General features: G+C 61.0%; 26 protein-coding genes and 1 pseudogene. 13 read left to right on the forward strand and 14 right to left on the reverse strand.

The genetic code is table 11. From position 1 onward, the window contains the following. The first annotated feature begins 147 nt into the window (after positions 1-147). Positions 148-633 (forward strand): hypothetical protein, encoded by a 486-nt coding sequence (locus tag ACE3TH_RS02385; RefSeq protein ID WP_374596958.1) that lies wholly within the window; start codon positions 148-150, stop codon positions 631-633. 623 nt (positions 634-1,256) lie between these two features. Here ACE3TH_RS02385 and ACE3TH_RS02390 read toward each other — a convergent pair. Both ACE3TH_RS02390 and ACE3TH_RS02395 read right to left on the reverse strand, forming a co-directional pair. Beyond that, entirely contained in the window at positions 1,257-1,523 is a 267-nt protein-coding gene (locus ACE3TH_RS02390; protein WP_374596960.1) for a hypothetical protein, read from the reverse strand. Further along, complete coding sequence (locus tag ACE3TH_RS02395) at positions 1,520-2,521, reverse strand: RHS repeat-associated core domain-containing protein (protein WP_374596962.1); 1,002 nt, start codon at positions 2,519-2,521, stop codon at positions 1,520-1,522. The genes ACE3TH_RS02390 and ACE3TH_RS02395 overlap by 4 nt, the downstream gene beginning before the upstream one ends. On the opposite strand from ACE3TH_RS02395, the gene ACE3TH_RS02400 reads away from it, so the two are divergent. The 5 genes and pseudogenes from ACE3TH_RS02400 to ACE3TH_RS02420 all read left to right on the forward strand — a co-directional run bounded on the left by ACE3TH_RS02400 (position 2,509) and on the right by ACE3TH_RS02420 (position 8,540). Continuing rightward, positions 2,509-5,226 carry an RHS repeat-associated core domain-containing protein gene (locus tag ACE3TH_RS02400; RefSeq protein ID WP_374596964.1) on the forward strand — a complete coding sequence of 906 codons (2,718 nt, stop codon included), beginning with the start codon at positions 2,509-2,511 and terminating at the stop codon, positions 5,224-5,226. The genes ACE3TH_RS02395 and ACE3TH_RS02400 overlap by 13 nt on opposite strands. Then, complete coding sequence (locus ACE3TH_RS02405; RefSeq protein WP_374596966.1) at positions 5,213-5,818, forward strand: suppressor of fused domain protein; 606 nt, start codon at positions 5,213-5,215, stop codon at positions 5,816-5,818. Before ACE3TH_RS02400 ends, ACE3TH_RS02405 begins: the two co-directional genes overlap by 14 nt. Positions 5,819-5,980: 162 nt before the next feature. Beyond that, positions 5,981-6,688, forward strand: a pseudogene (locus ACE3TH_RS02410) (IS6 family transposase). 384 nt (positions 6,689-7,072) lie between these two features. Next, on the forward strand, positions 7,073-7,657 hold the full coding sequence (locus ACE3TH_RS02415) for a hypothetical protein (protein ID WP_374596968.1): 585 nt from the start codon (positions 7,073-7,075) through the stop codon (positions 7,655-7,657). A gap of 79 nt (positions 7,658-7,736) precedes the next feature. Next, positions 7,737-8,540 (forward strand): hypothetical protein, encoded by an 804-nt coding sequence (locus ACE3TH_RS02420; protein ID WP_374596969.1) that lies wholly within the window; start codon positions 7,737-7,739, stop codon positions 8,538-8,540. Here the strand turns inward: ACE3TH_RS02420 and ACE3TH_RS02425 are convergent. From ACE3TH_RS02425 to ACE3TH_RS02435, 3 genes are read right to left on the reverse strand one after another with little or no spacing between them, the layout of a single operon-like run. Then, positions 8,524-10,155: a recombinase family protein gene (locus ACE3TH_RS02425; RefSeq protein WP_374596971.1), complete on the reverse strand. Its 1,632-nt coding sequence runs from the start codon at positions 10,153-10,155 to the stop codon at positions 8,524-8,526. The two genes, ACE3TH_RS02420 and ACE3TH_RS02425, sit on opposite strands and share 17 nt — an antisense overlap. Then, positions 10,152-10,592, reverse strand: coding sequence for a DUF2924 domain-containing protein (locus ACE3TH_RS02430; protein ID WP_374596972.1), 441 nt, complete (start codon positions 10,590-10,592; stop codon positions 10,152-10,154). Before ACE3TH_RS02430 ends, ACE3TH_RS02425 begins: the two co-directional genes overlap by 4 nt. Further along, complete coding sequence (locus tag ACE3TH_RS02435) at positions 10,589-10,798, reverse strand: hypothetical protein (RefSeq protein ID WP_374596974.1); 210 nt, start codon at positions 10,796-10,798, stop codon at positions 10,589-10,591. Before ACE3TH_RS02435 ends, ACE3TH_RS02430 begins: the two co-directional genes overlap by 4 nt. Before the next feature lie 109 nt (positions 10,799-10,907). Here ACE3TH_RS02435 and ACE3TH_RS02440 point away from each other — a divergent pair, with 109 nt between their 5' ends. Continuing rightward, positions 10,908-12,362 carry an ADP-ribosylglycohydrolase family protein gene (locus ACE3TH_RS02440; RefSeq protein WP_374596975.1) on the forward strand — a complete coding sequence of 485 codons (1,455 nt, stop codon included), beginning with the start codon at positions 10,908-10,910 and terminating at the stop codon, positions 12,360-12,362. 3 nt (positions 12,363-12,365) lie between these two features. On the opposite strand, the gene ACE3TH_RS02445 is transcribed toward ACE3TH_RS02440, so the two are convergent. Continuing rightward, positions 12,366-13,181, reverse strand: a complete 816-nt coding sequence (locus ACE3TH_RS02445; RefSeq protein WP_374596977.1) for a hypothetical protein — start codon at positions 13,179-13,181, stop codon at positions 12,366-12,368. Between the two features lie 120 nt (positions 13,182-13,301). On the opposite strand from ACE3TH_RS02445, the gene ACE3TH_RS02450 reads away from it, so the two are divergent. Both ACE3TH_RS02450 and ACE3TH_RS02455 read left to right on the forward strand, forming a co-directional pair. Further along, entirely contained in the window at positions 13,302-13,505 is a 204-nt protein-coding gene (locus ACE3TH_RS02450) for a helix-turn-helix domain-containing protein (RefSeq protein ID WP_374596979.1), read from the forward strand. A 251-nt stretch (positions 13,506-13,756) separates the two neighbouring features. Continuing rightward, complete coding sequence (locus tag ACE3TH_RS02455; RefSeq protein WP_374596980.1) at positions 13,757-14,326, forward strand: TetR/AcrR family transcriptional regulator; 570 nt, start codon at positions 13,757-13,759, stop codon at positions 14,324-14,326. 66 nt (positions 14,327-14,392) lie between these two features. Here ACE3TH_RS02455 and ACE3TH_RS02460 read toward each other — a convergent pair whose 3' ends face one another. The 4 genes from ACE3TH_RS02460 to ACE3TH_RS02475 form a co-directional block, all read right to left on the reverse strand. Next, a complete protein-coding gene (locus tag ACE3TH_RS02460) occupies positions 14,393-15,082 on the reverse strand; it encodes a tyrosine-type recombinase/integrase (protein ID WP_374596982.1) in 690 nt (229 codons plus the stop codon). Further along, positions 14,980-15,627, reverse strand: a complete 648-nt coding sequence (locus ACE3TH_RS02465; RefSeq protein ID WP_374596984.1) for a TMEM175 family protein — start codon at positions 15,625-15,627, stop codon at positions 14,980-14,982. The genes ACE3TH_RS02460 and ACE3TH_RS02465 overlap by 103 nt, the downstream gene beginning before the upstream one ends. Before the next feature lie 6 nt (positions 15,628-15,633). After that, positions 15,634-16,470, reverse strand: coding sequence for an aldo/keto reductase (locus tag ACE3TH_RS02470; RefSeq protein ID WP_374596986.1), 837 nt, complete (start codon positions 16,468-16,470; stop codon positions 15,634-15,636). Positions 16,471-16,539: 69 nt separating this feature from the next. After that, a complete protein-coding gene (locus ACE3TH_RS02475) occupies positions 16,540-17,118 on the reverse strand; it encodes a TetR/AcrR family transcriptional regulator (RefSeq protein WP_374596987.1) in 579 nt (192 codons plus the stop codon). Between the two features lie 138 nt (positions 17,119-17,256). Between ACE3TH_RS02475 and ACE3TH_RS02480 the strand changes: the two genes are divergently transcribed. The 4 genes from ACE3TH_RS02480 (at position 17,257) to ACE3TH_RS02495 (ending at position 23,116) form a co-directional block, all read left to right on the forward strand. Then, a complete protein-coding gene (locus tag ACE3TH_RS02480) occupies positions 17,257-18,246 on the forward strand; it encodes a zinc-dependent alcohol dehydrogenase family protein (protein ID WP_374596988.1) in 990 nt (329 codons plus the stop codon). Between the two features lie 201 nt (positions 18,247-18,447). After that, a complete protein-coding gene (locus tag ACE3TH_RS02485) occupies positions 18,448-18,738 on the forward strand; it encodes a metal-sensing transcriptional repressor (RefSeq protein WP_374596990.1) in 291 nt (96 codons plus the stop codon). Between the two features lie 215 nt (positions 18,739-18,953). Further along, the gene (locus tag ACE3TH_RS02490) at positions 18,954-20,063 is read left to right on the forward strand and encodes an S-(hydroxymethyl)glutathione dehydrogenase/class III alcohol dehydrogenase (protein ID WP_374596991.1); all 1,110 of its coding nucleotides are present in this window, start codon (positions 18,954-18,956) and stop codon (positions 20,061-20,063) included. 461 nt (positions 20,064-20,524) lie between these two features. Next, on the forward strand, positions 20,525-23,116 hold the full coding sequence (locus tag ACE3TH_RS02495; RefSeq protein WP_374597108.1) for an excinuclease ABC subunit A: 2,592 nt from the start codon (positions 20,525-20,527) through the stop codon (positions 23,114-23,116). 256 nt (positions 23,117-23,372) lie between these two features. Here ACE3TH_RS02495 and ACE3TH_RS02500 read toward each other — a convergent pair whose 3' ends face one another. From ACE3TH_RS02500 to ACE3TH_RS02515, 4 genes are all read right to left on the reverse strand, one after another. After that, the gene (locus ACE3TH_RS02500; protein ID WP_374596993.1) at positions 23,373-23,942 is read right to left on the reverse strand and encodes a type 1 glutamine amidotransferase domain-containing protein; all 570 of its coding nucleotides are present in this window, start codon (positions 23,940-23,942) and stop codon (positions 23,373-23,375) included. A gap of 30 nt (positions 23,943-23,972) precedes the next feature. Further along, on the reverse strand, positions 23,973-25,112 hold the full coding sequence (locus ACE3TH_RS02505; protein ID WP_374596995.1) for a glutathione-independent formaldehyde dehydrogenase: 1,140 nt from the start codon (positions 25,110-25,112) through the stop codon (positions 23,973-23,975). A gap of 348 nt (positions 25,113-25,460) precedes the next feature. Continuing rightward, positions 25,461-25,880: a heme-binding protein gene (locus tag ACE3TH_RS02510; RefSeq protein ID WP_374596996.1), complete on the reverse strand. Its 420-nt coding sequence runs from the start codon at positions 25,878-25,880 to the stop codon at positions 25,461-25,463. Positions 25,881-25,993: 113 nt separating this feature from the next. Beyond that, a complete protein-coding gene (locus ACE3TH_RS02515) occupies positions 25,994-26,287 on the reverse strand; it encodes a putative quinol monooxygenase (protein ID WP_184279030.1) in 294 nt (97 codons plus the stop codon). Positions 26,288-26,371 lie beyond the last annotated feature (84 nt).

Below are 26,371 nucleotides of genomic sequence, written 5' to 3' on the forward strand. Positions count from 1 at the left end.
GAACGCGGGGGTCCGTCAACCTGCAGGCTCGCTTCGTTCTGATATGGTGCCAGCCAACGAAGCGGCCAGCGCCCGACTCCAAACTGCGGGCGGCACGGCCTCGCAAGGGCCACTGGGCCTTGTCACCTTCGGGCAGGCGGTCTGCTCATGATCTCGACCGTCTGGAAAAACCGATTGGCAGCGGCTGCCGTGGTGGGCTTGATTGGACTGTCCCTACCGCCCTTAGTCAAAGCCATCGGTGCCGTCTTGGCGGTCAGGGAGGCAGAGGCCAGCGCCACTGAGGCGGCACAAACCGTACCTGCCGCCGCTCCGATCCCCGCGACCCTGCGTCCGTTGCTCAAGCGTGGCGCGGCCACACCCGAGATCGCTATTGGCGAGTATTTGAATCTCCGCCTGTCGGACCTGGGCTATTCGGCAACGGCCGTTCAGGTCGTCTCTGCGCGCCCCTTAGGGCGCGGATTGCAACTCGCCGAGGTCAGGCTCGAGGGCGCGGGTGATGTTGCCGCGCTCGCTGCTGTCGCCAATTGGGTCGGGGTCAATCGGGACGCGGTGCGCCTGAAATCCCTCTCGACGACCCAAGGGCCCGATGGATCGGCACGCAGCACCCTGGTCCTGCTGATGGTGATCGCATGAGCTGGCTGCGGCTTTACTGGGCCCAAGGCTTGCTCGGTGTCTGCGCAGCGGTGTCAGGCGTCATTTTCGCATGGCCGTCAGGCGGAAACGCCCCAGTCATTGCTGCGCAGCCCGAGCGATATAGCGGGCCCGTATTCGCGGATCGCAAGGGCGGTGTTCTTCCCGCCTTTCCAGTGCTTCTGACAGCTCCGGACGCAGCGGAGGCACCACCTCCTGTCGCCGAGGCATTGCCCATTCTCGTGGGCATAGCGAACGGCCAAGCCTATCTGCGCAGTGCTGCTGCGGGCGAAGTCGAACGGATTGCGCGTGGCCAGAGCGTCGACGGCTGGCGGCTTGTATATATTGGCGGTCGGAGCGTGACATTGACCAATGGAGAGACTGAACAAGAGGTCGCGATGTTCACGACGCCCCCAGCGACGCAAGTGCCGACTATGGTAAGACCTGAGCCGACGAATGAGCGTTCGAATGAACTGGCCGTCTCTCAACAGTCGGTGCCAGGACCCTAAGGCTTCCATCTGGCCGCGAGGCGTTGATCACCGAGCTTTCATGTTCGGTGTACATAGTCAGCACGCCGTTCACCCAAGATAGATAAATCGCAGCGTAAATAGAACAAATTTAGGACTTTACTTAGCATCTGCGTTACCTGCCGAACTTATATGCGAAATAATACCTTCAATATACAATTCAAGATTATGAGCAGCCGCTCGAGAGCGTATAGATCCAGAAATATTATCCCAGTTCGCGTCACTATCAACAAGAGCAGTTGGTAAATTGTGAACTATATTAGCTAAATCTCTGGCGCGGAAAAGTTTTTCGTCATCAAGGCTCCTAATTTCTAATATTATGTAACGAAGAAATTCTGCATATAATTCTTTTTTATCATTGTTCATCTCGGAAACTCTTCATCTGGCGGCAGAACATCAACTGGAATTCGGGTGTCAGACGGGAATCTGCGTTGTGCCTCCCTAACACGAGTATTGCCATCGCGGACTCGTGGGCTATCCCCTCGCACGACGACACGATCGCCGGTGGTGGGGTTTACAATGGTATCCATAACCTCGTCATCAGTCATATTCCCAAGTTCTTCTTCAAAGTCTGGATTTGACCCCGGTGGGTGAATGGACTCCAACTCGCCAAGTTCTCTCTCACCGGGCTGACGCTCTTCTGGAGTATCGGCGTCATTTCCCGCCACTTCGTTCCGTACAGCTTGCGCCAATGCCGCACCAAAGGCCATGACTCTCCCAATGGTCTGAACCTCCGCGGGAACAGGAAATCTCGCACGCCCTTGGACGCGCCCGGTAGCGGCATCACGCGCGGTAACTTCCACTTCTCTTGGACGTCCTAACCCACACAGAAACAGGATGCATGCCCGCTCCCCCGTTGGATCGGTCGCGTTCACCGGATCCGCTCCTACGTACAGATACAGGTTGGGATCGTCCTTGGTGCCGATGGGGTCCTGGGTGAGGAACTGGCCGAGCCTGGGCGAGTAGTAGCGCGCTCGGTATTGATAGAGCCCGGTCTCTTCGTCGTACTGCCGCCCGGTGTAGCCGAACGGTGAGCCGATGGGCGGGACGGACTGGTTGTTCCCGAACTCCCCGTGAGGCGAGTAGGTGGCCACCCCGGCTGTGGTGCCGTCGGGGCGGGAGGTGGCGATCACCGAGCCCTGATGGTCGGTATGATGCCAGTAGAGGTCGCCGTTGCCTTCGACCGTAGCCAAGCGGGCGTCCATGGCCCCTGTGCCGTCGGGGACGAAGCGGCGGATCAGGTCGCCGTTGACATCGAGCTGGGCCAGCTCGTCTGCCCCCGACCACATGGTGCGCGTCATCACCCCGTTGACGATCTTGCGCGTACGCCGGTCGTCTGAGTCATAGTCGTATGTGGCAGTCATGCCGGTGCGGGTCGCCTGGTCGTCCGAACCGGACCCAGGATCCGACCGGCATCGAGGCAACCCAGACCTGGGGCGGCGGCGGCCTGCCAGAGTTCTGCCTGCGGCTCAGCACGGTCTCGTCCCAGTCGGGCGGCATCAATGCGACCTCCACCATGGGCTGCGATGCGGTCGGCAACGTCACCAGCGTCACCGACGCGCGGGGAAATACCACCACCAGCACCTATGACGCTTTGCGGCGCAAGCGGACGGAGACCGGCCCGGTCAGCACCGGCATCCAGACCCAGTGGACCTATGACCTAACCGGCGACCTGACCGAGGTGCGTCAGTGGGACTCCAGCTCAGCGACCTGGCGTACGACCACCACCACCTATTCGGCGACCCGCAAGCCCCTGACGGTGACCGACCCGTCGGGTGACGTGACCCGCACCTGTTATGACGCAGTGGATCGACCGAAGCTCGTGATCGACGGTGAGCGCCGTGCGACCAACACCATCTACAATGCAGCCGGTCAGCCGGTAGAGATCCAGCGCTGGCTCAGGGCTCAGCCCAACTCGTGTCTGACCGCTCTGGAGCTGCCCCAGGGCCAGACGGAATCCGCCTGGCGCCGGTTCCAGTACAATGCCGGCGGGCTGCAGAGCGCCGAGATCGACGCGCGGGGCAACGTCACCCAGCAGCAGTATGATGGCCTGGGCCGACCCATCAAGACGATCTACGCCGATGGGGTCCAGGACTGGGTGGCTCACGACGAACGCGGCCAGGTGGTGTTCAAGCGCATCCGCTCCAACCATCAGGTGACGATCTTCTACGATGCCATGGGCCGGGACTTCCATGTGCGCGAGCATGCCCAGGCCCAGGCCGGGGAGAGGTGGTCGGGCCGGAACAGCCGGGCCTCTTACGACCTGGCAGGCCGTCCGGTCTGGCGCGACGTGTCTAGTCAGACCACCACGACGACGACCTTCGACGAAGGGCTGCTGCGCGACGTGCGGACCTATGGCTATGACACTGCCGGTCGACTGATCAGCGATCGCTGGCGGCCAGAAGGTCCGTCGGGGATGAGCTTTACGGTCGGCTACGGCTATGATCAGAACGGCAACAAGACCTCGATCGCCTGGCCGGCGGTGGGCGGTGTGCCGTTCACGGCCACCTATGCGTTCGATGCGGCCAACCGGGTGCAGTCGGCCAGCTTCCCGGGCGCAGGCGGCACCCAGACAGTGGCGATCACCCACGACAGCCTCAGCCGCCGGACCGGCATCAACCGGCCGGGCCTGGCCGCGGACACGACCTATACCTATGAGCCGGACAGCGACCTGGGCAGCCTGAGCCATGCCTTCGTGGCGGGCACCGGACCCGGAGCGGTCGGCTTCAGCTACGGCCACGATGCGGCCGGCAAGACCACTTCGATCGCGATCAGTCAGCCCGCGTTCGAATGGATGCCGACCCTGGCCTATGCCCGCACCTATGGCGTGGCCAACAGCATGAACCAGATGACGTCCGAGAACGGCACGCCGATCACCTGGTACGGCTCCGGCGACATGAGCTCGGATGGGGTCAACACCTACGTCTACACCTATGGCCACCGGCTGGTGCAGGCGACCCGCACCGGCATGACTGCCACATACGACTATGACTCAGACGACCGGCGTACGCGCAAGATCGTCAATGGGGTGATGACCCGCACGATGTGGTCGGGCGCGGATGAGCTGGCTCAGCTCGACGTCAACGGCGACCTGATACGCCGCTTCGTGCCTGACGGGACCGGGGCCATGGACGCCCGCCTGGCCACGGTCGAAGGCAACGGCGACCTATACTGGCACCATACAGACCACCAGGGCTCGGTGATCGCCACCTCGCGCCCCGACGGCACCACGGCTGGGGTCGCGACCTACTCGCCGCACGGGGAGTTCGGGAACGGCCAGTCCGCGCCGCCCCTTAGCTCACCGTTCGGCTACACCGGGCGGCAGTACGACGAAGAGACCGGACTCTATCAATACCGGGCGCGGTACTACTCGCCCCGCCTCGGCCAGTTCCTCACCCAGGATCCTATCGGCACCAAGGACGATCCCAACCTCTATCTGTACGTCGCAAACGATCCGGTGAACTTCACTGACCCTGACGGTGAAAGTCGACGGGCGGCGCGGGCCGCTCCCCCACCCAACACGCCACGCACTATTGCGGGGCAAATCTACGGGCGCGAAATTGCGAACTGGAATGCCAGAGGTCGAGAGCTAGATCGAAGGTATGGTGGTTATTCCTATGTTGGAGAACCAAACGCGTCTTCGGCAAGCGCCGCCAGAGACCGTTTCGCTAGATTTCAGGCGCAATGGGCCAATGCCAATGGCCTTAGTCTTGCTTCTACGCAACCAGGAGCCCAATATCAGGCCAATGGTGCCATTCCAGGCTCAAATCAAACTGGAACATTGACGAACCGAAGTTCTTTTCGACGAGGGACATTGGCTAGCAGTTGGGAAAACGCAGCACCAGGTCCGACCGGCGGACGCCTATGTCCGACTTGTAACGTAGAAGTTCAAGCTGCACCCGGTTCCGGACAGCGGCGCGATTGGGATGTCAGCCACAATCCTTCATGGACCCGCCGGTGGTTTCCGCCAACCACGACACGTCAGCAAGTGATCGAGAACTATCAGTTGGGAACAAGGTTGGAATGTGCCGGCTGCAACAGATCTCGAGGTAATAATGACAACTATTAATAAGCATCTCTTGCCGTTGGCGCTTGAAAGTTTTCTGGGCACCATCCGTAGCGGCTGGGATGCACCGCCTCCCGACATTCCAAATCACGGGATCCAGGTCGCTCGATTTAGCGGGACGGCATCTAACCCGGCCGTTGTATCGACTGTTGGGCTTGGAGACATCGATCTTGCCTCTCGACAGAGTGGTCGCCAAATAAATTTGGAAATATTGATGCCTGAAGGGTCTTCCTTCAATATTCTAGCTGCGATGCTGTTCGACATTTCTTCTCAGATTATTGAAAAAAAGGAGGCTATTTTACGAGGAGACTATTTGAAGCTGAAAACGCTTGGCTATTTTGGGGATTGGTTTGGACTATATTTTACAAATCCTATATTTATAGACGGCGAAACCGAAATCAACTGTGACTCAAAAAAAATAGTGCTGGCGTGGGCAATCCCAATAAAGCAACCAGAAGCAAGATTTATTGATGCTAAAGGCTGGGAAGCTTGGGAAGAATTGCTTGAAGAGAACTTCGGTACATTAGCGGATCTGGATCGTTCAGCTTTTGTTGTTGACAAATTCGGTGGTGGAGCGGTGTCAGCCAAAACTTAGCCAGTCGGTAACCCGGTCGGATTAGCGTCCTCGCCGTTGCCAAGAGCGCTCCACGCCGCCTCCCACAACCACTTCGACCAGGATCGCCACCTCATCAGCACAGATGGCTCTGTCAGCCCAAACTTAGCCAGCCGGTAATCCGGTCGGGTTAGCGTTGCCGCTATGGCCAAGAGCACCAACCCGTTTCGCTACTTCGACAGCTCGCCAGAGGTGATCCGCCTCGTGGTGATGATGTATGTGAAGTACCCGCTGTCACTGCGGAACGTGGAAGACCTGCTGGCCGAGCGGGGTATCGACATCTGCCACGAGACGGTACGGCTATGGTGGAACCGGTTCGGTCCGATGTTCGCCGCCGAGATCCGCAGGAAGCTGGTCCAGAAGATGCGCGCCTTCACTCACTGGCGATGGCACCTCGACGAGGTCTATGTGAAGATAAACGGCGAGATGCACTACCTCTGACGGGCCGTCGATCACGAAGGCGAGGTGCTGGAATCCTTTGCCAGCAAGACCGGAGACAAGCCGGCCGCTCTCAAGTTCATGAAGAAGCTGATGAAGAGGCACGGACGGGCCAAGGTCATCACGACGGACGGTCTGCGCTCCTACAAGGCTGCGATGAAAGAGCTCGGCAACACCGAGAAGCAGGAGGTTGGCAGGTGGGCTAACAACAGGGCCGAGAACTCACACCTGCCCTTCCGACGACGCGAACGGGCCATGCTGAGGTTCCGGGAGATGAAGACGCCGCAGAAGTTCAGCTCCGTCCATGCCGCCTTCCACAACCACTTCAATCAGGACCGCCACCTCATTAGCAGAGAGACATACAAGGCCCAACGCTCAGCCGCCCTGGCAGAGTGGGAGACACTCGCCGGGTAGGCGTCGTCTCCCCTGCCCTACCTGCGCTTACTGGAGACAAGTTCGCGTTGGACTGACAGCACCGCCACTTTCTGCCCTTAGCTCGCAATCTGGTAACGACACGCTGCCGACGTAGCGGGCATCTCAGCGGAACAAACGTCGTCGCAGAGAATCTCTGGCTCTCAATCGCAGCATTTTTGGCGGCGTCACATCGGGCCAGAGAACCCGAAACCATACCCCAATGCTCAGCCAGCTTTCGAAAATATCAGGCTCTTTTGAGCACGTCGTCGAAATGATTGAGATGCACTGACGGTGGTTTCGAAATCATGCCCCCGCGCTGCAACATCGTTTCATGCTTGGGGTATGATTTATCGAATCAGGCATGATTTCGATCTAGGGCCAGAAATGCGACCAATCCGCTTCTTCGGCGAAATGCCCGAGCTGAACATCGACCGAGTGATGCAAACCGGCACGCCCGACTACGTGCTGGTCAACTGGAATGATCGCTCCAAAGCCAGCTTCGACATCGACGGCAAAGGCGCTGTCATGGTTGTCGCTTACGAGGGTATTTTCGAGATCGAAATCGATAAGTGCCCCCTCGGGGGCAAACCCAAACAAACCCGCCTCAAACTGGTCAAGACACGGAACGGCGATACTGCCATTCGGACCCGCGTTGTCTGCCCGGAATGTCAACGAAATACATCCAAGATTTACTACTGTGATTTTAGATGGTCCTGCAGCAAGTGTCACAAGATTAAGTACAAGAGTCAATATCCGTCCGAAGGACCTCGCGATTACACAGTTTATGATCGGTTGGCCATCGAGGCTCATCGGCCGAGGCGCAAGAACGAACATTGGCTTAGCTACAAAAACCGCCAGCAGGTGGCGAAAGCCAAGCTAGACGCGCTGCCACCGCTCGATGACTGGGACCGAAATCGTCAGTTCGAAAAGCCACATTTCACGACGACCTATCTCAGGGATGGGGAGTAGTAGCGCAAGGCCAAGCTATTCATTTCTATAGACTACTGTCGGCACGTCATGTGAACTGCGAATCGGACAGGGGCAGACAATGGCGAAGGTATTGACGGGGTACTCGACTGAAAAGATCCGGATGGCCCGCACGATATTGAGTGGGTCCGGCTTGAAGGCGGCCGCAGAACACTTCGAGCTCAGCGAAGCGGAATTCAGAAAGGCGTTCGAGGATGTCGTTGAAGAAAGGGAATACCTCGACGCCGGCCTGAAAGCTTACGACATCCCCAGAATGGCCGACGAAGAACTGCTGGCTGAAGATAGCGACTTCTGGGAAGCCCCCGCAGTGCCTGCCGTCAAGCCGGTCCGAACGACAGCGCCGGCCGCACCGGAGGCCCAGTCGGCCCTTTCGAGCCAAGACGAGGCCCTGGCAATCTTCCTGATGCTGGCGAAATGGCCGCTGGAAAACATCTCTTCCGCCCACGATATCCCGCTGAGCGCATTGGAAGGGGCTGAGCCTATTTTGCGCAAGAAAGTGTTGCTTCAGCAGTCGCGTCTCGACCTCGATCTGGTCCAAGAAGGACTCAAGGGCGACAAGGCAGCTCGACGCACCTTGCGGTCCATGAAAGCGAGGGAAGATGTGAGCCCACCCCCCCCTGTCATCCCAGAGGAAGACGCTGATCGCTTCTTCACCATGGCCGGACCAGGCGGAAAGCCGAGGGCCTATCGCAAAGACAACCGCGATCCCGCCAAGGGCCCTACGTTTTCACGGGATGGTGTGCCCAAGCTGACAATGAAGCTGGGTCAGGATGGCCAACGTCGACGAATGGTCGAAGCGCGCATTAAGTCAGAACTCGAACAGCGACTTCTGGCTGAGCGCGGGGTGCCTAACCCCCGGCCTTGATGATCAAGTCCTGCTGTTGCTCCCAGCACAGCGGCAGCGGCCGCATGGCTTTCAGCGTCATAGTTGTCAGCCCCGCGGCCTGCGTTCCCTGTAGGATCGACTGCTTGATTGCCGGTGCCAGAAACGCCAGGTCGATCACTTGGGCCACATAGGCCGGCGTGACCCCTTCGCGCTCAGCTAGCGCGGTCAGGGTCGCCACCTTGCCCTGCGCCACCTCGTCAAACCAGGTCGACGCCAAGGCGATCAAATTGATCAGTTTCTGATCCGGCCCCTGGCTTTGACCTTCGACGACCAGCTTCAGAACGCGGCCGCGTCGGGCGATCGAGATCGGGGCAGTCAGATCGGTCTGGACGAGTGTCACGCCCGGCAGCGCATTCGGGCGCAACGTCAGCGCAATATGATCAGGGCTCAAGACTACGGTTTCGACCATCGCCCGCAATCGCTGGCGCAAGACCTTCGGCTTCTGATCCTCCAGACCGCTCATTGCAGCGAGTGATGCCTTGATGGCAGCATCAGCGTCGTGGCTGGTCTTTGCTCCGCTTGCAGACAGGACCCCTTCGTCAGCTTTCAGGAACTCTCGCAAGGTGTCGAGTACAGCACGGTCCATTGGTTCTGCTGGCATCCGCAGGGCTTCGTCAGACCCTTCGGCGGCGCGCGCGTAATAGCGGTACTTGCGGCCCCGCCGGTTGGTGTGGGTGGGCGTGAACCGCCGCCCCTGCCCATCAACGAGCAGGCCAGCCAGCAGGCTTGGCTCCGTCGCGTTACCGCCCGTAGCGCGCTTGTGCCGATTGGACGCGATGATCGCCTGGACCTTCTCAAACGTTTCAGAGTCGACGATCGGCTGGTGCTGTCCGGGGAAGTGTTTGGCCTTATGCCTGACCTCTCCGACGTACAGCCGGTTCGCCAGCAGGTGATAGACAGTGCCGCGGCTGTAGGGTTTGCCGCCGGTCTGTCCTGCAGAGCTCTTGCGGGCCTTGGTTCTCAGACCCTCAGCCTCGGCCAGGGGGAGCAGCTTGTCGACGCTGCGGGTCCGCAAGAACAGGGCGAACAGCCGGTTGACCTGGCTGGCTTCGGCAGTGTTGACAACCAGTTTGCCGTCACCGGCATCGTAGCCGAGCGGCGGCAATCCACCCATCCACATGCCCTTGGCCTTTGAGGCTGCGATCTTGTCGCGGATACGCTCCCCAGTCACTTCGCGCTCGAACTGGGCGAATGACAGCAGCACGTTCAGCGTCAGCCGTCCCATAGAGGTGGTCGTGTTGAAGGCCTGGGTGACCGAGACGAACGAGGCCTTTGCGGCATCCAGGACGTCAACAATGCGGGCAAAGTCCGGAAGCGACCGGGTCAGCCTGTCCACCTTATAGACGACGATCACGTCGACCTTGCCGGCCTTCACGTCCTCGAGCAGCGCCAGAAGCGCGGGTCGTTGCATATTGCCGCCGGAGTAGGCTCCGTCGTCGTAAGCAGCCTCGACCAGCGCCCAGCCTTCGTGCTGCTGGCTCTTGATATAGGCCTCGCAGGCCTCTCGCTGGGCATGCAGCGAGTTGAAGGCCTGCTCCAGACCTTCCTCGCTGGATTTGCGGGTGTAGACCGCGCAGCGCAGCACAGCGGTCATGCCGCCCTCCCCCGCGCCAGGTCCATGCGGCCTTTGACGCCGAAGAAGACCAGACCATTCCACTGGGTGCCCGTGATCTTGCGCGCGACAGCCGACAGCGATCGATAGGTCTCGCCCTCATACAGAAAGGCACCATCTACAGCTTCGACCGTGTGCAACTCACCTTTCCAGCTCCGGATCAGCTTGATGCCTTGGGGCTTGGTATCCGCTTGGTCGTTGGCCGCTTTGGTAGTGCGGACAGCCCGATGCGCTGTGCCCATGGTGACGTCACCCAGCCGCTGAGCCTGAAGCTTGTAGGCAATCGCTCGGGCCAACAGTCCGGACCGAAAGGACGACGGCGCAGGCGTGCCATAAAGGACGTGCCAGCGCGCGCGCAGGTCGTCGAGCTCAGCATGCTCGAGATCCGCCAGCGCCTCCTGCAATGGCACAGCACTCACCGTGTGCCATCCGGTTCATCGCCGCTAAGGACGACAGCGGCCGCGATCAGCGTCCGTGCCTGGGTCACCGTGTCGAGCAACCGGCGGTGCACCGCGCCTTTGCCCGCCTGGCCTTCCAGGATCGCCAGGCCGGCTGCATCTTCAAGCATGCTGCCCGCAATCGCGGCCAGCGCCTGGCTGGTCTCAAATCTGAACGTCTTATCCATCACGCATCCGGTCTCCCATTCCCAAGGCAGGCGGACAGACGCTCCGTTTTCGACGGATGTCCAGTCTGAGGATTAGACTTTTACTCTGATTGAGCATATCCCGGCTTTCATGACCCGAACATCGATATCTCATCCACTGCAGATCGCCGTCGTCCAGACCCTGCCCGGCCACGGTCGCATCGGCATCACCTTCTGTCCCGGGAAGATCCAGCCGTCCGCCGCCACCGGAGCGTGGAGCCGGGACCTTTCGACGGACATCAGGGCCATCGCGGATTGGGGCGCAGCCGCGGTGCTGACTCTCGTTGAAGACCACGAACTGGTCAGTTTGAAGGTTGAGGGCCTCGGGGCGGCTGTGGCGCGAGCGCATATGGACTGGCTGCATGCGCCGATCCCGGACGTGGGTGTACCAAGCACGGCCTTTGAAGCGTCCTGGGTTGAAACTGGTGAAGGCCTGCGGGACCGGCTGCGTGCCGGGTTTGATATCTTGGTCCACTGCAAGGGCGGGCTCGGACGTGCCGGCATGATCGCGGCGCGCCTGCTGGTCGAGCTCCGCGTTGATGACGAGACGGCCATCACTCGCGTTCGAAAGGCTCGGCCGGGTGCGATCGAGACCTCGGCCCAGGAGGCCGTCGTCCGCAGGACCAAGGTGGTGCCGGAGGGCCAGCCTGGTACCGCGGCAGATGATATTCGTGACCGCGCCCGTGGAGCATTGCTTGGATTGGCGGTAGGCGATGCCCTGGGCACCACACTCGAGTTCAAGGCACGTGACACCTATGAGCCGTTGACGGATCTGGTCGGTGGCGGGCCGTTCCGGCTGAAGCCCGGCCAGTGGACCGACGACACTGCCATGGCTCTGGCGTTGGCCGACAGCCTGGCTGGGAAAGGTGGGCTCGATGAACAGGACCTGCTGACCCGTTTTCATGGCTGGTGGCAGAACGGCACCTACTCCTGCACGGGGCGCTGCTTCGACATCGGGATCACAACTGCTCACGCTCTGTCGCGCTGGAAAGCGACTGGCAAGGATCACAGCGGTTCGATCGACCCGCAGACCGCAGGCAATGGCTCGCTGATGCGGCTAGCTCCCGTCGCCATTCGGTTTCGAGACGATCGATCTGCTCTTCGCGATGCAGCTGCCCAGCAATCCAAGACCACCCATGCTGCGCCCGAGGCCGTCGATGCCTGCGTCCTCTTTGCTGAGATGATCGGGGATGCGATCAACGGAGCACGGCGCAGTGAGGTGCTGAAAGGCCGTGCGGGGCCATGGGCCGGCAAAATCGACACGATCAATCAAGGCTCCTGGCGAGGGCTCGGGCGCGCATCGGTCAACACCAGTGGCTATGTCGCCCATAGTCTGGAAGCGGCACTCTGGGCGACGGGTCGAACGGCGCGGTTCGATCGGGCCGTCTTGCATGCCGCCAACCTCGGGCAGGATGCAGACACGACGGCCGCGATCGCGGGCCAGCTTGCCGGAGCCCTGGCAGGCGCGTCCGGTATTCCAGCACACTGGCTAGCTAAGCTAGCATGGCGCGATCGGCTGACTGCAACCGCCGATGCGCTCGCCTAGCCGCTACTCGCTCTGACCACGGGCGGCTTGCCAGGCGCGCCAGAGCACCAGGGCGAAGTCTTCATCGGGCTCAGAGATGACGAAGGTGATTGGCTTGCCCTGTGTCCTCTGGATGGTGACGCCATCATTATAGGCCGTGATATCGATGATGCCGGTCAGCTTGGCGGTGATGGCGCGCTCCGGCGAGCGGAAGATCAGCCGCTCGCTGGTGATGGTCAGGTCGCCCCCGCCCAGCCGATGCTGATACGGCAGGCTCTGGCGATTGACGCCGAACTGCCCGACCCGAAAGCGGACGCCCGCAATGATCGGCAGGCTGAGTGTCAGACCGGCATAGGACACGCCGACCGTCTTGGTGCGATCCTCGAACGCCTCGCAGAAGACGACGGTGTGAGCCACCTCCTTGCCAACCAATCCAAGGTCTGTAGGCACCACCGGCAATGGCCCGTGTGCGAGGGCCCAAGTGCGGCGGGCGTCGAACAAAGCGAGCTCGGTTTCTTCGGTCCACATCGGACCCAGCCCCACCGACCGGACAAGGTCATCCAGCACCGCGTCTTCGCTCGGCGAAAGGCTGCCGTCCTCCAGGAACATCAGGAGACGTCGGCGAATGTAGGCGCGTGCCTCTTCCCGGAACAGCGCGTCCGCCCGCTCACGGTTTAGGCCGAGATACGTTCTGAACCCTTCCAGAACCCCGGCATCCTCGGCGCAAAAGACCCCGTCGCACAGCAGAGCCGTGATTGCGGAGCGGTACCGCCCGTCCTGTTCGCCAAAGATCTGTTCGTTCTGCTGTTCAATCGCCGGGCGGTTGTCGGTGTCGGTCAACGCTGTGCATCCTATGAGTCTCCGTCGAACTCACGGACACATCCAACACCCGCGGTCGTCAAGTCCTATTGTGACTCATAGGCTGTAGCCTGATCGGATGCATTGACTGCCTGTCGGCCCATGGATGTGCGCAGCCGGCTCGGCGCAAATGTAAAGCGACTGAGAGAACAGCTTGGCCTGTCGCAGGAGCAGCTTGCCTTCGATGCGGACATGCACCGGACCTACATTTCCGGCATCGAACGTGGCGTGCGCAATCCAACGGTGACGGTGCTCGAGCGGCTAGCGATAGCGTTAAAGACGAAGAGTGCGAACTTGCTCATCTAGCTAGCAAGTGCTGGCAGTGGTTCAGAGCAGAACGTTGGCTATCCACGGACAGGACCGTTATGCGCTCGGAGCGGTCACTCTATCGCTCTCTGACTTAGTGCACTTTTCGCAATCCACACTGAGCGACGGCTTTGCGCCAGGAGCGGTCATTCACTCAACGCCGGAAACCGGACCTCGGCAACACACCTTGTTGAGCGTCCGCTCTCGACCCGTTGCGGACATAGTTAGATCAGTTCCGCTATAGATGGCTTATGACCACCACCACTCCAACGCGGGATGCCGAAGCTACCCGACACGCGATCCTTCGGGCTGCGCTGGATCTCTTCGCTGAGGAGGGTTTCGAGGCAGTCGGAGTCCGCTCGATTGGAGCGCGCGCGGGCGTCGATTCTTCGCTGATCAGCCGATACTTCGGTGGAAAGGACGAGCTTTTCGTCGAAGTGATCAAATCTGGGAGCGTGAACTGGCAGCGTCGCTGGGGAGATCGTGAGAGCTTCGCTGAGCGCGTGACGGATGATATTCTGGCGGTTCCAAATGGCGGAAGGGTGCTGCGCGACTTGCTCGTTCTGATGCGCTCCGCTGGATCAGATAAGGCCAAACGCCTCATCGATGAAGCGTTGGGTCACCAAGGCTTTCGCGACCTTGAAGCATGGATCGGGGGCGAGGACGCAGATATCCGTGCGCGCCTGCTTATGGGCTTTCTCGCCGGTATGGCCATCACCCGCGATCTGAACAGTAAGTTTGACCTCAGTCACGAACGCGCCGTCGTAATGCGCGAGCAACTCCGTTCAGCGGTTGCTGCCTTCCTCATGCCAGCGACTTGAGAACGCCAGTCCGCTTTCCACTCTTAGCGGACGAACGCCGGGTCCGCTGAGCGGACCCGGTCGGTGTCAGAGATCGATCTGCTCAGAGAGCTCCAAGGCGTCGTCAACTTCGATGCCAAGGTAGCGTACGGTGCTCTCCAGCTTGCGGTGACCGAGAAGCAGCTGGCATGCGCGCAGGTTGCCGGTCTTCTTGTAGACGAGTGAGACCGTCGTGCGCCTGAGGCTATGGGTGCCGTAAGCCGCGGGCTCCAGATCTATCAAACGGATCCATTGATCGACCAGTCTCGCGTACTGTCGCGTGCCGATATGGCAGCCGGCATGGTTTCGGCTCGGAAACAGCCAGTCGTCGTCACGCTGTCCTCGAAGTTCCAACCAGGCTCCAATCGCGTCGCGGGCTGGCTCTGTGATCTCGAAGGGAACCGGTCGTCCGGTCTTCTGCTGGATGACGGTGTATCGAAGCCTAAGTGAGCCGCCAGGCGCGACGTCACTGACGCGGAGCTTTACCAGATCACAGGCACTGAGCTTTGGATCCAGTGCACAGTTAAACATCGAAAGGTCGCGTAAGCGGATGCGGTCCTTACCGATCACGATCGACAAAATCCTGGACTGATTAGCCGAAGTCAGCGTCCACCGTGCCGGGTCAATACCCAGCCTCAGCCATTCTCCGGTTCCTGGTCTGGCTTGTAGGTGGGCTTTGCTGGCGGAACGATGTAGCTCAACGTCACGATCCCCGCGGCGATCAGTCCAGCACGCCAATTCCAGAATGCCAAGCCGAATGCCGCCCAATAGGCAGCGGCAGTTAGGCCATATTTGATGGTAAGGCGGCGAAGATAAGCCTCGGTCAGCCTTCGATCGGGAAGACCTCTCGCGGTGGCGTATACCCAACGAAGAAACCACCAGGTCGCCGGTGTCGCTGCTACGCCCAGATACCAAAGGGCGGCGGTGGTGCTCTCCGCATCTCCGCCGAGGTGTTCGACCAACGGCCGCGCAGGAAATGGCGTGATGCTGACAGCGGCAAGAAAGCCGATGCTGAGCAGATTGTAGCCAAAATCGGTTTTTTGCAGAAGCTTGCCGGTGAAGTGGCTGGAAGCCCAGTAAAGACCGATCATTATCACGCTAAGGGCGTAGGCCGCATATTCCGGTGCCAGCTTTAAGTATGCCGCTGCCAGGTCGCCGTCAGTCGGCTCTGGTGCGTGTAGTTCGGTCACCGGGAGGGTGATGGCAATTGCCAGCACCGCGTCCACGAATGCCTCAAGGCGGTCCGATTTGCGTTCGGTTGCTTTGAGAGAGGATGTCGCCATCTGACGCTACAGCATTTCGAGTGGGCGACGGCTCGCTGGCCGGGGAAATGCCGCATCGAGTGTCGCAAGGTCGGCGTCGGAGAGGACGATATCTGCGGCAGCGCGGTTCTCCCGCACATGTGCAATCGAACTCGCTTTCGGGATGGCGATAAGGCCATCGTGGCGCAGCGTCCAGACAAGTGCGACCTGCGCAGGGGTTGCGCCAACCTGGGCCGCTACTTTGTCGAGCGCGGGATGGCTTGTGAGGCGTCCCTGCTCGACGGGACTATACGCCATCACTGGCACTTTGTGCTGGGCGAGCCACGGCAACAGGTCCAACTCAGGGCCTCGACGGACGAGATTGTAGAGGATTTGATCGGTTACGCAGCCATCCCCGCCGGCAGCGACAAGCTGGTCCATATCGTTGGTATCGAGGTTGCTGACACCCCAATGCCGAATCTTCCCTGCCGATTTAAGCGCCTTCATTGCCTCCACGGTCTCAGCGAGCGGCACCGATCCCCGCCAGTGGAGCAGGTAGAGGTCGAGCCGATCGGTGCCGAGCCACTTCAGGCTCGCCTCGCACGCAGCGGTAACGCGGGAGCGCGATGCGTTCTGTGGATACGCCTTGCTGACGAGGAACAACTCGTCGCGACGGTCGCCGAGCGCTTCGCAGATCAGCACTTCCGCCGCACCGTCGCCGTACATTTCCGCTGTATCGACGAGCGTCATACCCAGCTCGACACCGGCGCGCAGCGAGGCGATTTCATCGGATCGCCTCTCGGCACGCTCACCCATCTTCCAGGTGCCTTGACCCATTGAAGGAACCACTCCCCCGCCGGGCAATGTCACGTGTTTCAGATGCATCCGTCCTATTAGATCAGTTCGACTGCTCGGTCGCGGGAGGCGGATTGGCAGATGACCACCATGTAACGGTCATATCGCGGCCGGCCATCGATCGAGTGCCATTTTGGCGATGGAGAGCAGTTCGTTGATCGTAGCGCCGTCGCGCGCCTGAACGGACATGCCTTCCATGACCGTATTGATGAATTTGCCTAGCACGGCCGGATCGGTGTTGGCCGCAAGCTCGCCCTGCGCGGCGCCGCGTTGCAGACGCTCGATCAGGAGGGCCTCCGCCGCGATACGCTTGTCGCGCAGCAGGCATTCGATGGCGGCGGACGCCGGCGAAACGGCTGCCGCTGCCGAATACATGAAGCAGCCGGCCGGCGTTCCAGGTTCCGAGAATGATGACGCCGCTCGTTCCAGCAGGCCTTTGATGGCCTCGTAGGTGGACAACGCCGGATCGTTGATGGGTGCATAGAGGTGGACGCTGAACGTCGCGGCGTAGCGCTCGATCACCGCCGCAAACAGCCCCGCTTTGTTGTCAAACGCTGCATAGAGACTGGCGGCGGCGACGCCAGTCTCCGCCACCAGATCGGCCATCGATGTCGCCTCGTAGCCGCGCTGCCAGAACAGCCGCACCGCCTTGTCGAGCGCAGCGTCAGTGTCGAACACACGTGGGCGACCTGCGCGGCGACGGGCTTTCGTCTCTGTCATCTCTGATGCACGATATAGAACGATCGATAAATAATATCTTGAAACTGGCGATCCGTTACCTTACAGAACGATCATTCAATAATCAAGGAGTCTCCAATGAGCCGCATCGTCCGTATCCACGAATATGGCGACGCCAGCGTCCTCAGGATTGAAGATGTGGCAGTCCCCGCGCCCGCGGCCGACGAAGTGCAGATCGCGGTGAAGGCGATAGGCATAAACCGCGCCGAGGTGATGTTCCGCAACCATGCCTACCTTCAGGAAGCCAAGTTCCCGAGCCGCCTGGGCTATGAGGCTGCCGGCACTGTCGTTACGGTCGGCGCGGACGTGACCGGGTTTGCGAAAGGCGAAGCCGTCAGCGTCATCCCCCCGCTCGATATCGCGCGCTGGGGCACTTATGGCGAGGTCGCCAACGTGCCCGCCCGCCTCGTCGTCAAGCATCCGGCGGCGCTGTCGTTCGAGGAAGCCGCGGCCGTGTGGATGCAGTATGTCACCGCCTGGGGTGCGCTGGTGGAGCAGGCGAAACTCGGCGAGGGCGATTTTGTCATCGTCACTGCTGCCTCCAGCAGCGTCGGCCTTGCTGCCTTCCAGATTGCGCGGATGGTCGGCGCGACGGTAATCGCGACGACGCGTACCGGCGCCAAGCGCCAGGCCCTGATCGATGCCGGTGCACATCATGTCGTCGCGACCGGGGAAGAGGATCTGGTAGCCAGGGTGATGGAGATAACCGATGGTCAGGGTGCGCGCGTGGTGCTCGATCCGGTCGGAGGCCCGTCGTTCGAGCCGTTGACCGAGAGCATGGCACGCGGCGGCATCCTGCTCGAATATGGCGCGCTCAGCGGCGAACCGACGCCGTTCCCGTTGTTCTCCGTGCTGGGCAAGAGCCTCACGCTCAAGGGGTATCTCTACAGCGAGATCGTCTCGGACGATGCCGCCCTCGATCGCGCCAGGGCGTTCATCGTGGCGGGTCTGGAATCGGGCGAACTCAAGCCGCGGATCGCGCGCACTTTCCCGTTCGACGCCATCCAGGACGCTCACCGCTTCCTCGAATCGAACGACCAGATCGGCAAGGTCGTCGTTACGGTCTGACCGGCATACCGGGGGAGTGAGCGATCGCTCCCCCCTTCCCCGACAGAGAATCGGACCCTCGGAGCCCACGCCAACGCTGCTCGTGGCGCAGGCTTGAGAGCATGACCGCAACCTCGCCCGATCTGAAAAACGCCCGGCTCTGTGCAGGATTGAAACTCCCCCCCTGTATAGTATGCTGGAGCGATTTCTCGGGAAAACGCGATGCCACATTCATCAGAGGACAAGAAGCGAGCCATCACACGCTTGCGGCGCATCAAGGGTCAGGCGGACGCTCTGGAACGCGCGATCGAAGCGGGGGCCGATTGCGCTCCCCTGCTGCAGCAAATTGTCGCCATGCGTGGTGCGACAAATGGACTGATGGCCGAAGTGATTCAGAGTCATCTCAGGGAAACATTCGGTGCGGACGCGGATCGGGCCGTCGGAGGCGCAGGTGGCGAGCACGATGACGGCGTGGAGGGCGTAATGAAGATTCTGCGTACTTATCTCAAATGACGATTTCAGGCTCATTTTCCTGCCCGTGTCCTCCCGCACTCAGAAGCCAGCCCCTGCTGCCTTCTCTGGTTTGAGATCCTCGTCAGGACACTTCTTGTATACTGCTGGGGAGTATGATAAACATACTCCCTGCCAGTATGACAATGTCGACGAATTTGCGCTGACGCACCGGCCTCGCGCCAGTAATCAGTTTAGTCCAACGAGGGTATCCCAACATGAAATCTCGCGCCGCTGTAGCCTTCGAGGCGGGCAAGCCACTCGAAATCGTCGAGATCGATGTCGCCCCACCCCGGAAAGGCGAAGTCCTCATACGGGTGACGCACACCGGTGTGTGCCACACCGACGCCTACACGCTGGCGGGGAGTGATCCGGAGGGTGTTTTCCCGGTGGTTCTGGGCCACGAGGGCGCGGGCATCGTTGTCGAGGTCGGTGAAGGCGTCACCAGCGTCGAGCCGGGCGATCACGTGATTCCGCTCTACACCGCTGAGTGCGGCAAGTGCGACTTCTGCCTGTCGGGAAAGACGAACCTGTGCGTCGCTGTCCGCGAGACGCAGGGCAAGGGCTTGATGCCCGATGGGACCACCCGCTTTTCGTACAATGGTCAGCCTCTCTATCATTACATGGGCTGTTCAACCTTCAGTGAATATACTGTCGTCGCCGAAGTCTCGCTCGCCAAGATCAATCCCGAGGCAAACCCCGAACATGTCTGCCTCCTCGGCTGCGGCGTCACGACCGGCATCGGCGCAGTCCACAATACCGCCAAGGTCCAGCCCGGAGACTCGGTCGCCGTGTTCGGCCTCGGCGGCATCGGGCTCGCGGCGATTCAGGGTGCGCGCCAGGCGAAGGCGGGTCGCATCATCGCCATCGACACCAATCCGTCCAAGTTCGAGCTGGCACGCCAGTTCGGTGCGACCGAGTGCATCAACCCCAAGGATCATGACAAGCCCATCCAGCAAGTGCTGATCGAGATGACGGGCTGGGGCATCGATCATACCTTCGAGTGCATCGGCAACGTCCACGTCATGCGCGCCGCGCTTGAATCAGCGCACCGAGGCTGGGGTCAGTCGATCGTGATTGGCGTTGCCGGCGCGGGCGAGGAAATCTCCACCCGCCCGTTCCAGCTCGTCACGGGCCGCGTATGGAAGGGGTCCGCTTTCGGTGGCGTCAAGGGACGGACACAGCTCCCCGGCATGGTCGAGGACGCGATGAGAGGCGATATCGATCTGGCCCCATTCGTAACCCACACGATGGGTTTGGAGGAGATTAACGAGGCCTTCGAACTGATGCACGAAGGCAAGTCGATCCGCACGGTCATTCACTACTGACCCGCCGATCCGAAGCGGCGCGAGGCGCTCGGATCGACAACTCGGCCGTCATCATGGCTCGACCCCGGCCATGATGACGCGCGCTCTGGCAAATGGGCAACGCGTCGCGATGCGGTAACAAGCGCCGAAGTGCGGTCGTTGCATGCCGATAGCGGCACGGACCAGGGCCGCCTAGCCCAGGCGCTTACCACCGGAGTGTGTGTGGCCTTGTCGCGCGACCCGACGGGAAAATGGTTTTGTCGTAACCTTTGTCTAGTGCTGGAAAAATACTTCAAAGGTGCCGAACATCGGGCCAGCCTGAACGTTGGATGTATTGAGTCGGAAATGCATTCATCTGTACCCGACTGTGATGAACCACGGGCCGCACAGGCGTATAGGGCAGGAAGACTGAATTGAAGAGCAAGGATATTCACGCGACGACGCCGTACACCGATCATGGGCACACGGGGCCGCCCGCTTGCGTGCAGGTTCGCGGCGCGCGCCAGAATAACCTCAAAAATATTGACGTCGATGTACCGCGCGACGCCTTCGTGGTGTTCACCGGCATATCGGGCTCGGGCAAGTCATCGCTCGCGTTCGGCACCCTTTATGCCGAAGCCCAGCGGCGTTATCTGGAATCGGTTGCGCCCTATGCCCGTCGCCTGATCGACCAGGCCGGCGTGCCGGAGGTCGACGCGATCGACGGTTTGCCGCCTGCGGTCGCGTTGCAGCAGCAGCGCGGCTCGACCAACGCGCGATCCTCGGTCGGCAGCGTGACGACGCTCTCCAGCCTGGTGCGGATGCTCTATTCGCGCGTGGGCGAATATCCGCGCCATCAGCCGATGCTCTATGCGGAGGATTTCTCCCCCAACACGGTCGCGGGGGCCTGCCCGACCTGTCACGGCATCGGGCGCGTCTATGACGCGACCGAAGAAACGATGGTGCCCGACGACACGCTGACGATCCGGGAACGCGCAATCGCCGCCTGGCCGGCGGCATGGCATGGCCAGAACCTGCGCGATATCCTCGTGTCACTCGGCTATGACGTCGATACGCCGTGGCGCGACCTGCCGAAAAAGGATCGCGACTGGATCCTCTTCACTGAAGAGGCGCCGACGGTGCCGGTCTATGCGGGTCTGACGCCCGAACAGACCCGCGTGGCGCTGAAGCGCCGCATGGAACCGACCTATCAGGGCACCTTCACCGGCGCCCGCCGCTATCTGCTGGAGACCTTCGCCAACACGAAAAGCGCGCTGATGAAGAAGCGCGTCTCGCACTATATCATCGGCCGCGATTGCCCGACCTGCGACGGCAAGCGCCTGAAGCGCGAAGCCCTGTCGGTCAAATTCGCCGGCCTCGACATTGCCGAGTTCGGCGACCTGACGGTGCTCAAGCTGAAGGATTTGCTGATGCCCGTCGCGCATGGCGCGTATGGGGCGGTCTCAGCCCAGTCAAAGGGCCATGTTCTGGAAAAAGCTGCCCGCGATGCAGCGGTCGAACAACGGGTTGCGGCGGGCGGCTCTGCGCACAAGAGCGCGCCCGACGTACGCCGCACGCCCAATCTCTCCGACGAGAAGCGGATCGCCGCCCAACGCCTTGCCTTCGAATTGATCGAGCGGCTAGAGCCGCTGATCGATCTTGGCCTTGGCTACATTTCGCTCGACCGCAGCACGCCGACGCTCTCCTCCGGAGAGCTGCAGCGCTTGCGGCTTGCCACGCAATTGTCGTCACAGCTTTTCGGCGTGGTCTATGTGCTTGACGAGCCTTCGGCAGGGTTGCACCCGGCAGATGGGGAAGCCTTGCTCACCATCCTCGAGCGTCTCAAGGCGGCGGGCAACTCCCTGTTCGTCGTCGAACATGATCTCGACGTGATCCGCCGCGCGGAATGGCTCGTCGATGTCGGGCCAGGAGCCGGGGAAAAGGGCGGTGAAGTCCTCTACAGCGGGCCGATAGAGGGGCTTGCCGACGTCGAGAATTCGATCACCCGCCGCTACCTGTTCGCAGAGCCGTTCCGCAGTGAGCGCACACCGCGCGATCCCAAGGCATGGCTACGCCTGGAAGGGGTCAGGCGGAACAATCTCCATGGTCTCGACGTCGAGTTTCCCATCGGCTGCTTCACCGCTGTCACCGGCGTTTCGGGATCGGGTAAATCCAGTCTTGTCAGTCAGGCGCTGCCCGAGCTCGTCACGGAACAACTCGGCGGCTCCCCCGTGGCCGAGGAGGAGGATATCGATCCGCTGCTCGATGTTGCGCAGAACGACACTGAAGGACGCATTGTCGCAGGCATGGAGCATGTTCGCAGGCTGGTGCGGGTCGATCAGAAACCGATCGGCCGCACGCCGCGCTCGAACCTATCCACCTACAGCGGCATGTTCGACCATGTGCGACGGATCTTCGCTGATACGCCGCTCGCCCGCCGGCGGCACTACAGCCCGGGAAGGTTCTCGTTCAACGTACCGGAAGGCCGCTGTCCTGTGTGTGAGGGCGAGGGATACGTCATGGTGGAGCTGCTGTTCCTGCCGAGCGTTTTTGCCCCGTGCTCGACCTGTCATGGCTCGCGCTACAACCCGCAAACGCTCGAAGTCGAATGGAACGGGCGCAATATCGCACAGGTGCTCGAACTGACGGTCGACGATGCGTGCGATTTCTTCGCTGGCGAGGCATCTGTGATGCGCTCCCTCGACGTGTTGCGGGAGATCGGTCTTGGCTATCTGAGGCTCGGTCAGCCGGCGACCGAGCTGTCTGGCGGGGAGGCGCAGCGCATCAAGCTGGCGACTGAACTGCAACGTGCTCAACGCGGCAACACGATCTATATCCTCGACGAGCCAACTTCGGGGCTTCACCCCTCCGATGGCGACCGGCTGATGCAACACCTGCAGGGCCTCGTAGACGCCGGCAATACCGTCGTAGTCGTCGAACATGACATGCGCGCCGTCACGCAGGCGGACTGGATCATCGACCTGGGACCGGGGGCTGGAGAAGATGGGGGCCGTATCGTTGCCAGCGGCGTCCCTAGCACCGTTGCGGAAGCGAAAGGCAGTTTCACCGCCCGCTATCTCAAGGCGGCGCTGTAGGTTGTAAATCTGGCCGAACGCACGTTAGACCAGGTGCATCTCAACCACACGGCGGAATGGGTCGGATCTGGAAGCGGGAGCCGGCGATGTGTCACCGCGGTTGACGCGGCTTAGGGTTTGAATGCCCGCCAGGTGCGCCGTGTCCGTGTGCTACGCAGCGTGGCGGACGGCCAATCGCTGGCCACCCGCCACGGTTGTTTTGTGCGGACCTTCTCCAGGGAGAGGGTCCTCACATGGTTCGTCGAAACGCCTCGTCCTAACTCCCTGCTGGGAGCGCTGCGCCCCCACCTTCTGCGATTTCTTCAACGAGTTTGGTACAGAAGGCGGGCAGATCATCGGGATCGCGGCTGGTAACAAGGCCTTTGTCGACCACGACTTCCTCATTGGTCCATGCACCGCCGGCGTTCTCGATATCGACCTTCAGCGTCGGGTAGGACGTCAAGGTGCGACCCTTGAGTACGCCCGCCTCGATCAATGTCCAGGGTGCATGGCATATAGCCGCGACAGGTTTCTTCTGATCGAAGAAAGCCCGGATGAAACCAATCGCCTCGTCGCTGCCGCGCAGCTTGTCGGCGCCGACAGTCCCTCCGGGCACAACAAGCCCGTCGAAATCGTCGGCTTTGACCTCGGAAAACGTATTGTCGATAGTATAGCTGCCGCCCTCGTCAAGATCGCTATTGACTGTGCGAGCCTTGCCCGTTTCAAAACTGACCACCGTCACTTTGCCACCCGCGTCCTCGACAGCTTGCTTGGGCTTCGAGAATTCTGGTTCTTCCGTCCCGCGCGGTGCGATCAGAATGGCAACTGATTTGCCTTCCAAAGTCATAATTAATCCCTATTGCGTCGAAGACTGAGGTCAGGCACCCGGCTTGAGCACGACCTTGGTCCAACCAGCATCGCGCTCGTCGAAGTGCTTGTAGGCGTCTGGTGCCTGATCAAGCGGCAGTCGGTGCGAGATGATTTGGGCAGGATTGGCCCGGTCTTGCTCGATAAGCTTCATCAGTCGCCGGTTGTAGTGCTTTACATTGCACTGGCCGGTGCCGATCTTCTGGCCCTTGAACCAGAAGTTGCCGAAGTCGAACGCCATCTTGCCTTCCTTCTGGAGATCGTCGGGCGCGTTCGGGTCTTCCGGAATGAACACGCCGACGACGCCGATTCCGCCGGTGGCCTTCGTGCTTTTGACGAGACAGTTCATCGTGTAATTGCTGCGCTCCTTGCCGTGGCGATCGCAACACTGATACCCAACCGCCTCGACCCCCCGGTCGGTCCCGAGGCCGCCGGTCGCGTCAAGGATCTGCTGGGCGGGATCGCCCTTGCGCATGTCGATCGGAATGGCACCCATCGCCTCTGCCAGTTTGAGGCGGTCGTCGTGAGAATCGACCACGAAGATCTGAGAGGCGCCGCGGATTTCGGCCGAGTGCGCGGCCATCAAACCGACCGGACCGGCGCCGTAAATCGCGATGCTTTCGCCAGGCAGGAAACCTGACAGTTCGACGCCATGCCAACCTGTAGGGAAGATGTCGGAGAGCATGACATAGTCATCCTCCTTCTCTTCAGCGTCCTCGGGCAGCTTCAGGCAATTGAAGTCCGCATAAGGAACGCGCATCAATTCGGCCTGACCGCCTTGCCACGGACCCATCTCGGCAAAGCCATACGCTGCGCCGGCGGTTCCAGGGTTGGTCGTGAGGCAAAAACCCGTCAAACCGCGTTCGCAATTTTCGCAGAAACCGCAACCGACGTTGAACGGCATGCACACGCGATCGCCCTTCTTGATGCGATCTACGGCAGAGCCGACTTCGATGACCTCGCCAAGGTTTTCGTGTCCGAAGACCTTGCCCTTCTCGAAGCTGGTACGGCCTTCATACATGTGAAGGTCCGACCCGCAGATATTGGTCGTGGTCAGCCGAATGATAACATCGGTCTGCTTTTCGATCTTTGGATCGTCGATGGTATTGACAGAAACATCTTTGGGCCCGTTGTACACGACTGCTTTCACGGATCTTTTCCTTTCGAAGCTCTTCTCAACGCGTCATCAAATCGAGAGCTTGGTGATGATCCGGTCCGTTTCAACGGCGGAGGACATCGAACCCTTCGAAGTGATCTCAGTTTACTGAACCTTCTGCTACCTGGGAGGTTCCGTCCCCTAGGGCCGTTCTGGGATTGATTCACCGCAGCTTTCTGAATGACCGAGCCAGAACCGCCGAATAAAGCGCCAAGCGGAGACGACCAGCGCCGCGCGGGAGGCGCGCCTGGCGCACAAGCCCGTCGCCGTCGACTGAACGGCGTCGACTGAACCGCCGTAGACTGAGCAGGCAGCGCCGCACCCGGCACCGCGCTCCAAGGCTCAGCCGCGCGCCAACGCCTGCGCCGCCGCCTCGACCACCCTCTGGTCCTGCTTGCCGGTGCCGCCCGACACGCCCACCGCGCCGATCACCGTCTCGCCCTCTTTGATCGGGACGCCCCCGGCGAAGATCATCACCTTGCCCTCATTGGAGGCATGGATGCCGTAGAAGTCGGCACCCGGCTGGGCGAGCTTCGCCAGCGCCATAGTCTCGACGTCGAACGCGCGCGCCGTCCACGCCTTACCGATCGCGATGTCGACGCTGCCGCGCCACGCATCGTCCATCCGCGCGAACGCTAGAAGGCAGCCACCCGCGTCCACCACCGCGATGTTCATCGGGTTGCCCATCCGCTCGGCCTCCGCGATCCCTGCATCGATGATCGTTCGCGCGTCGTTCAGGTCGAGCGTTTGGGTAGTGCGCATGGTGTGTATCTCCGTGGTCAGTTCGTGGAACACCGCTCAACGCACGCCGCCGCGCCCGGGATTCCCCCCAACCCGGGCGGTGAGAGCGACGCGCTAGGGTGCCGATCGCTCCGCTATTTCGCGGCCAGAAGGGTGAATTTGTGAATCTGCGGCGGTTCAGAGAACAGTTCTTCTGCCTTCTCCATCAGTGCGGCGGCAACCTTGCCGTCAAGATGGGCCTGCCGATCCTCCTCTGTGTCGAACGTATCGAAGATCGCGTACGCACCGGGACCTTCCTCGATCGCATACCAGGTCAGAGTTCCCGCCTCGGCTTGAACGAGCGGCAATGCCGAGGTCAGGAAATCGGCGACATCACGCTCTTTTCCGGGCTTGGCCTTCAGCGGTACATACAGGGCAATTTTGGGCATAAGTGACTCCTCAAGTGAAACGGACAATTATTCTGCAAAGTAACGGACAAGCGGGCCGATACGTTCCCCATTAGGCGGAGCACA

Origin of the sequence: Brevundimonas sp. (assembly GCF_041919755.1) — a bacterium.
GTDB lineage: Bacteria > Pseudomonadota > Alphaproteobacteria > Caulobacterales > Caulobacteraceae > Brevundimonas.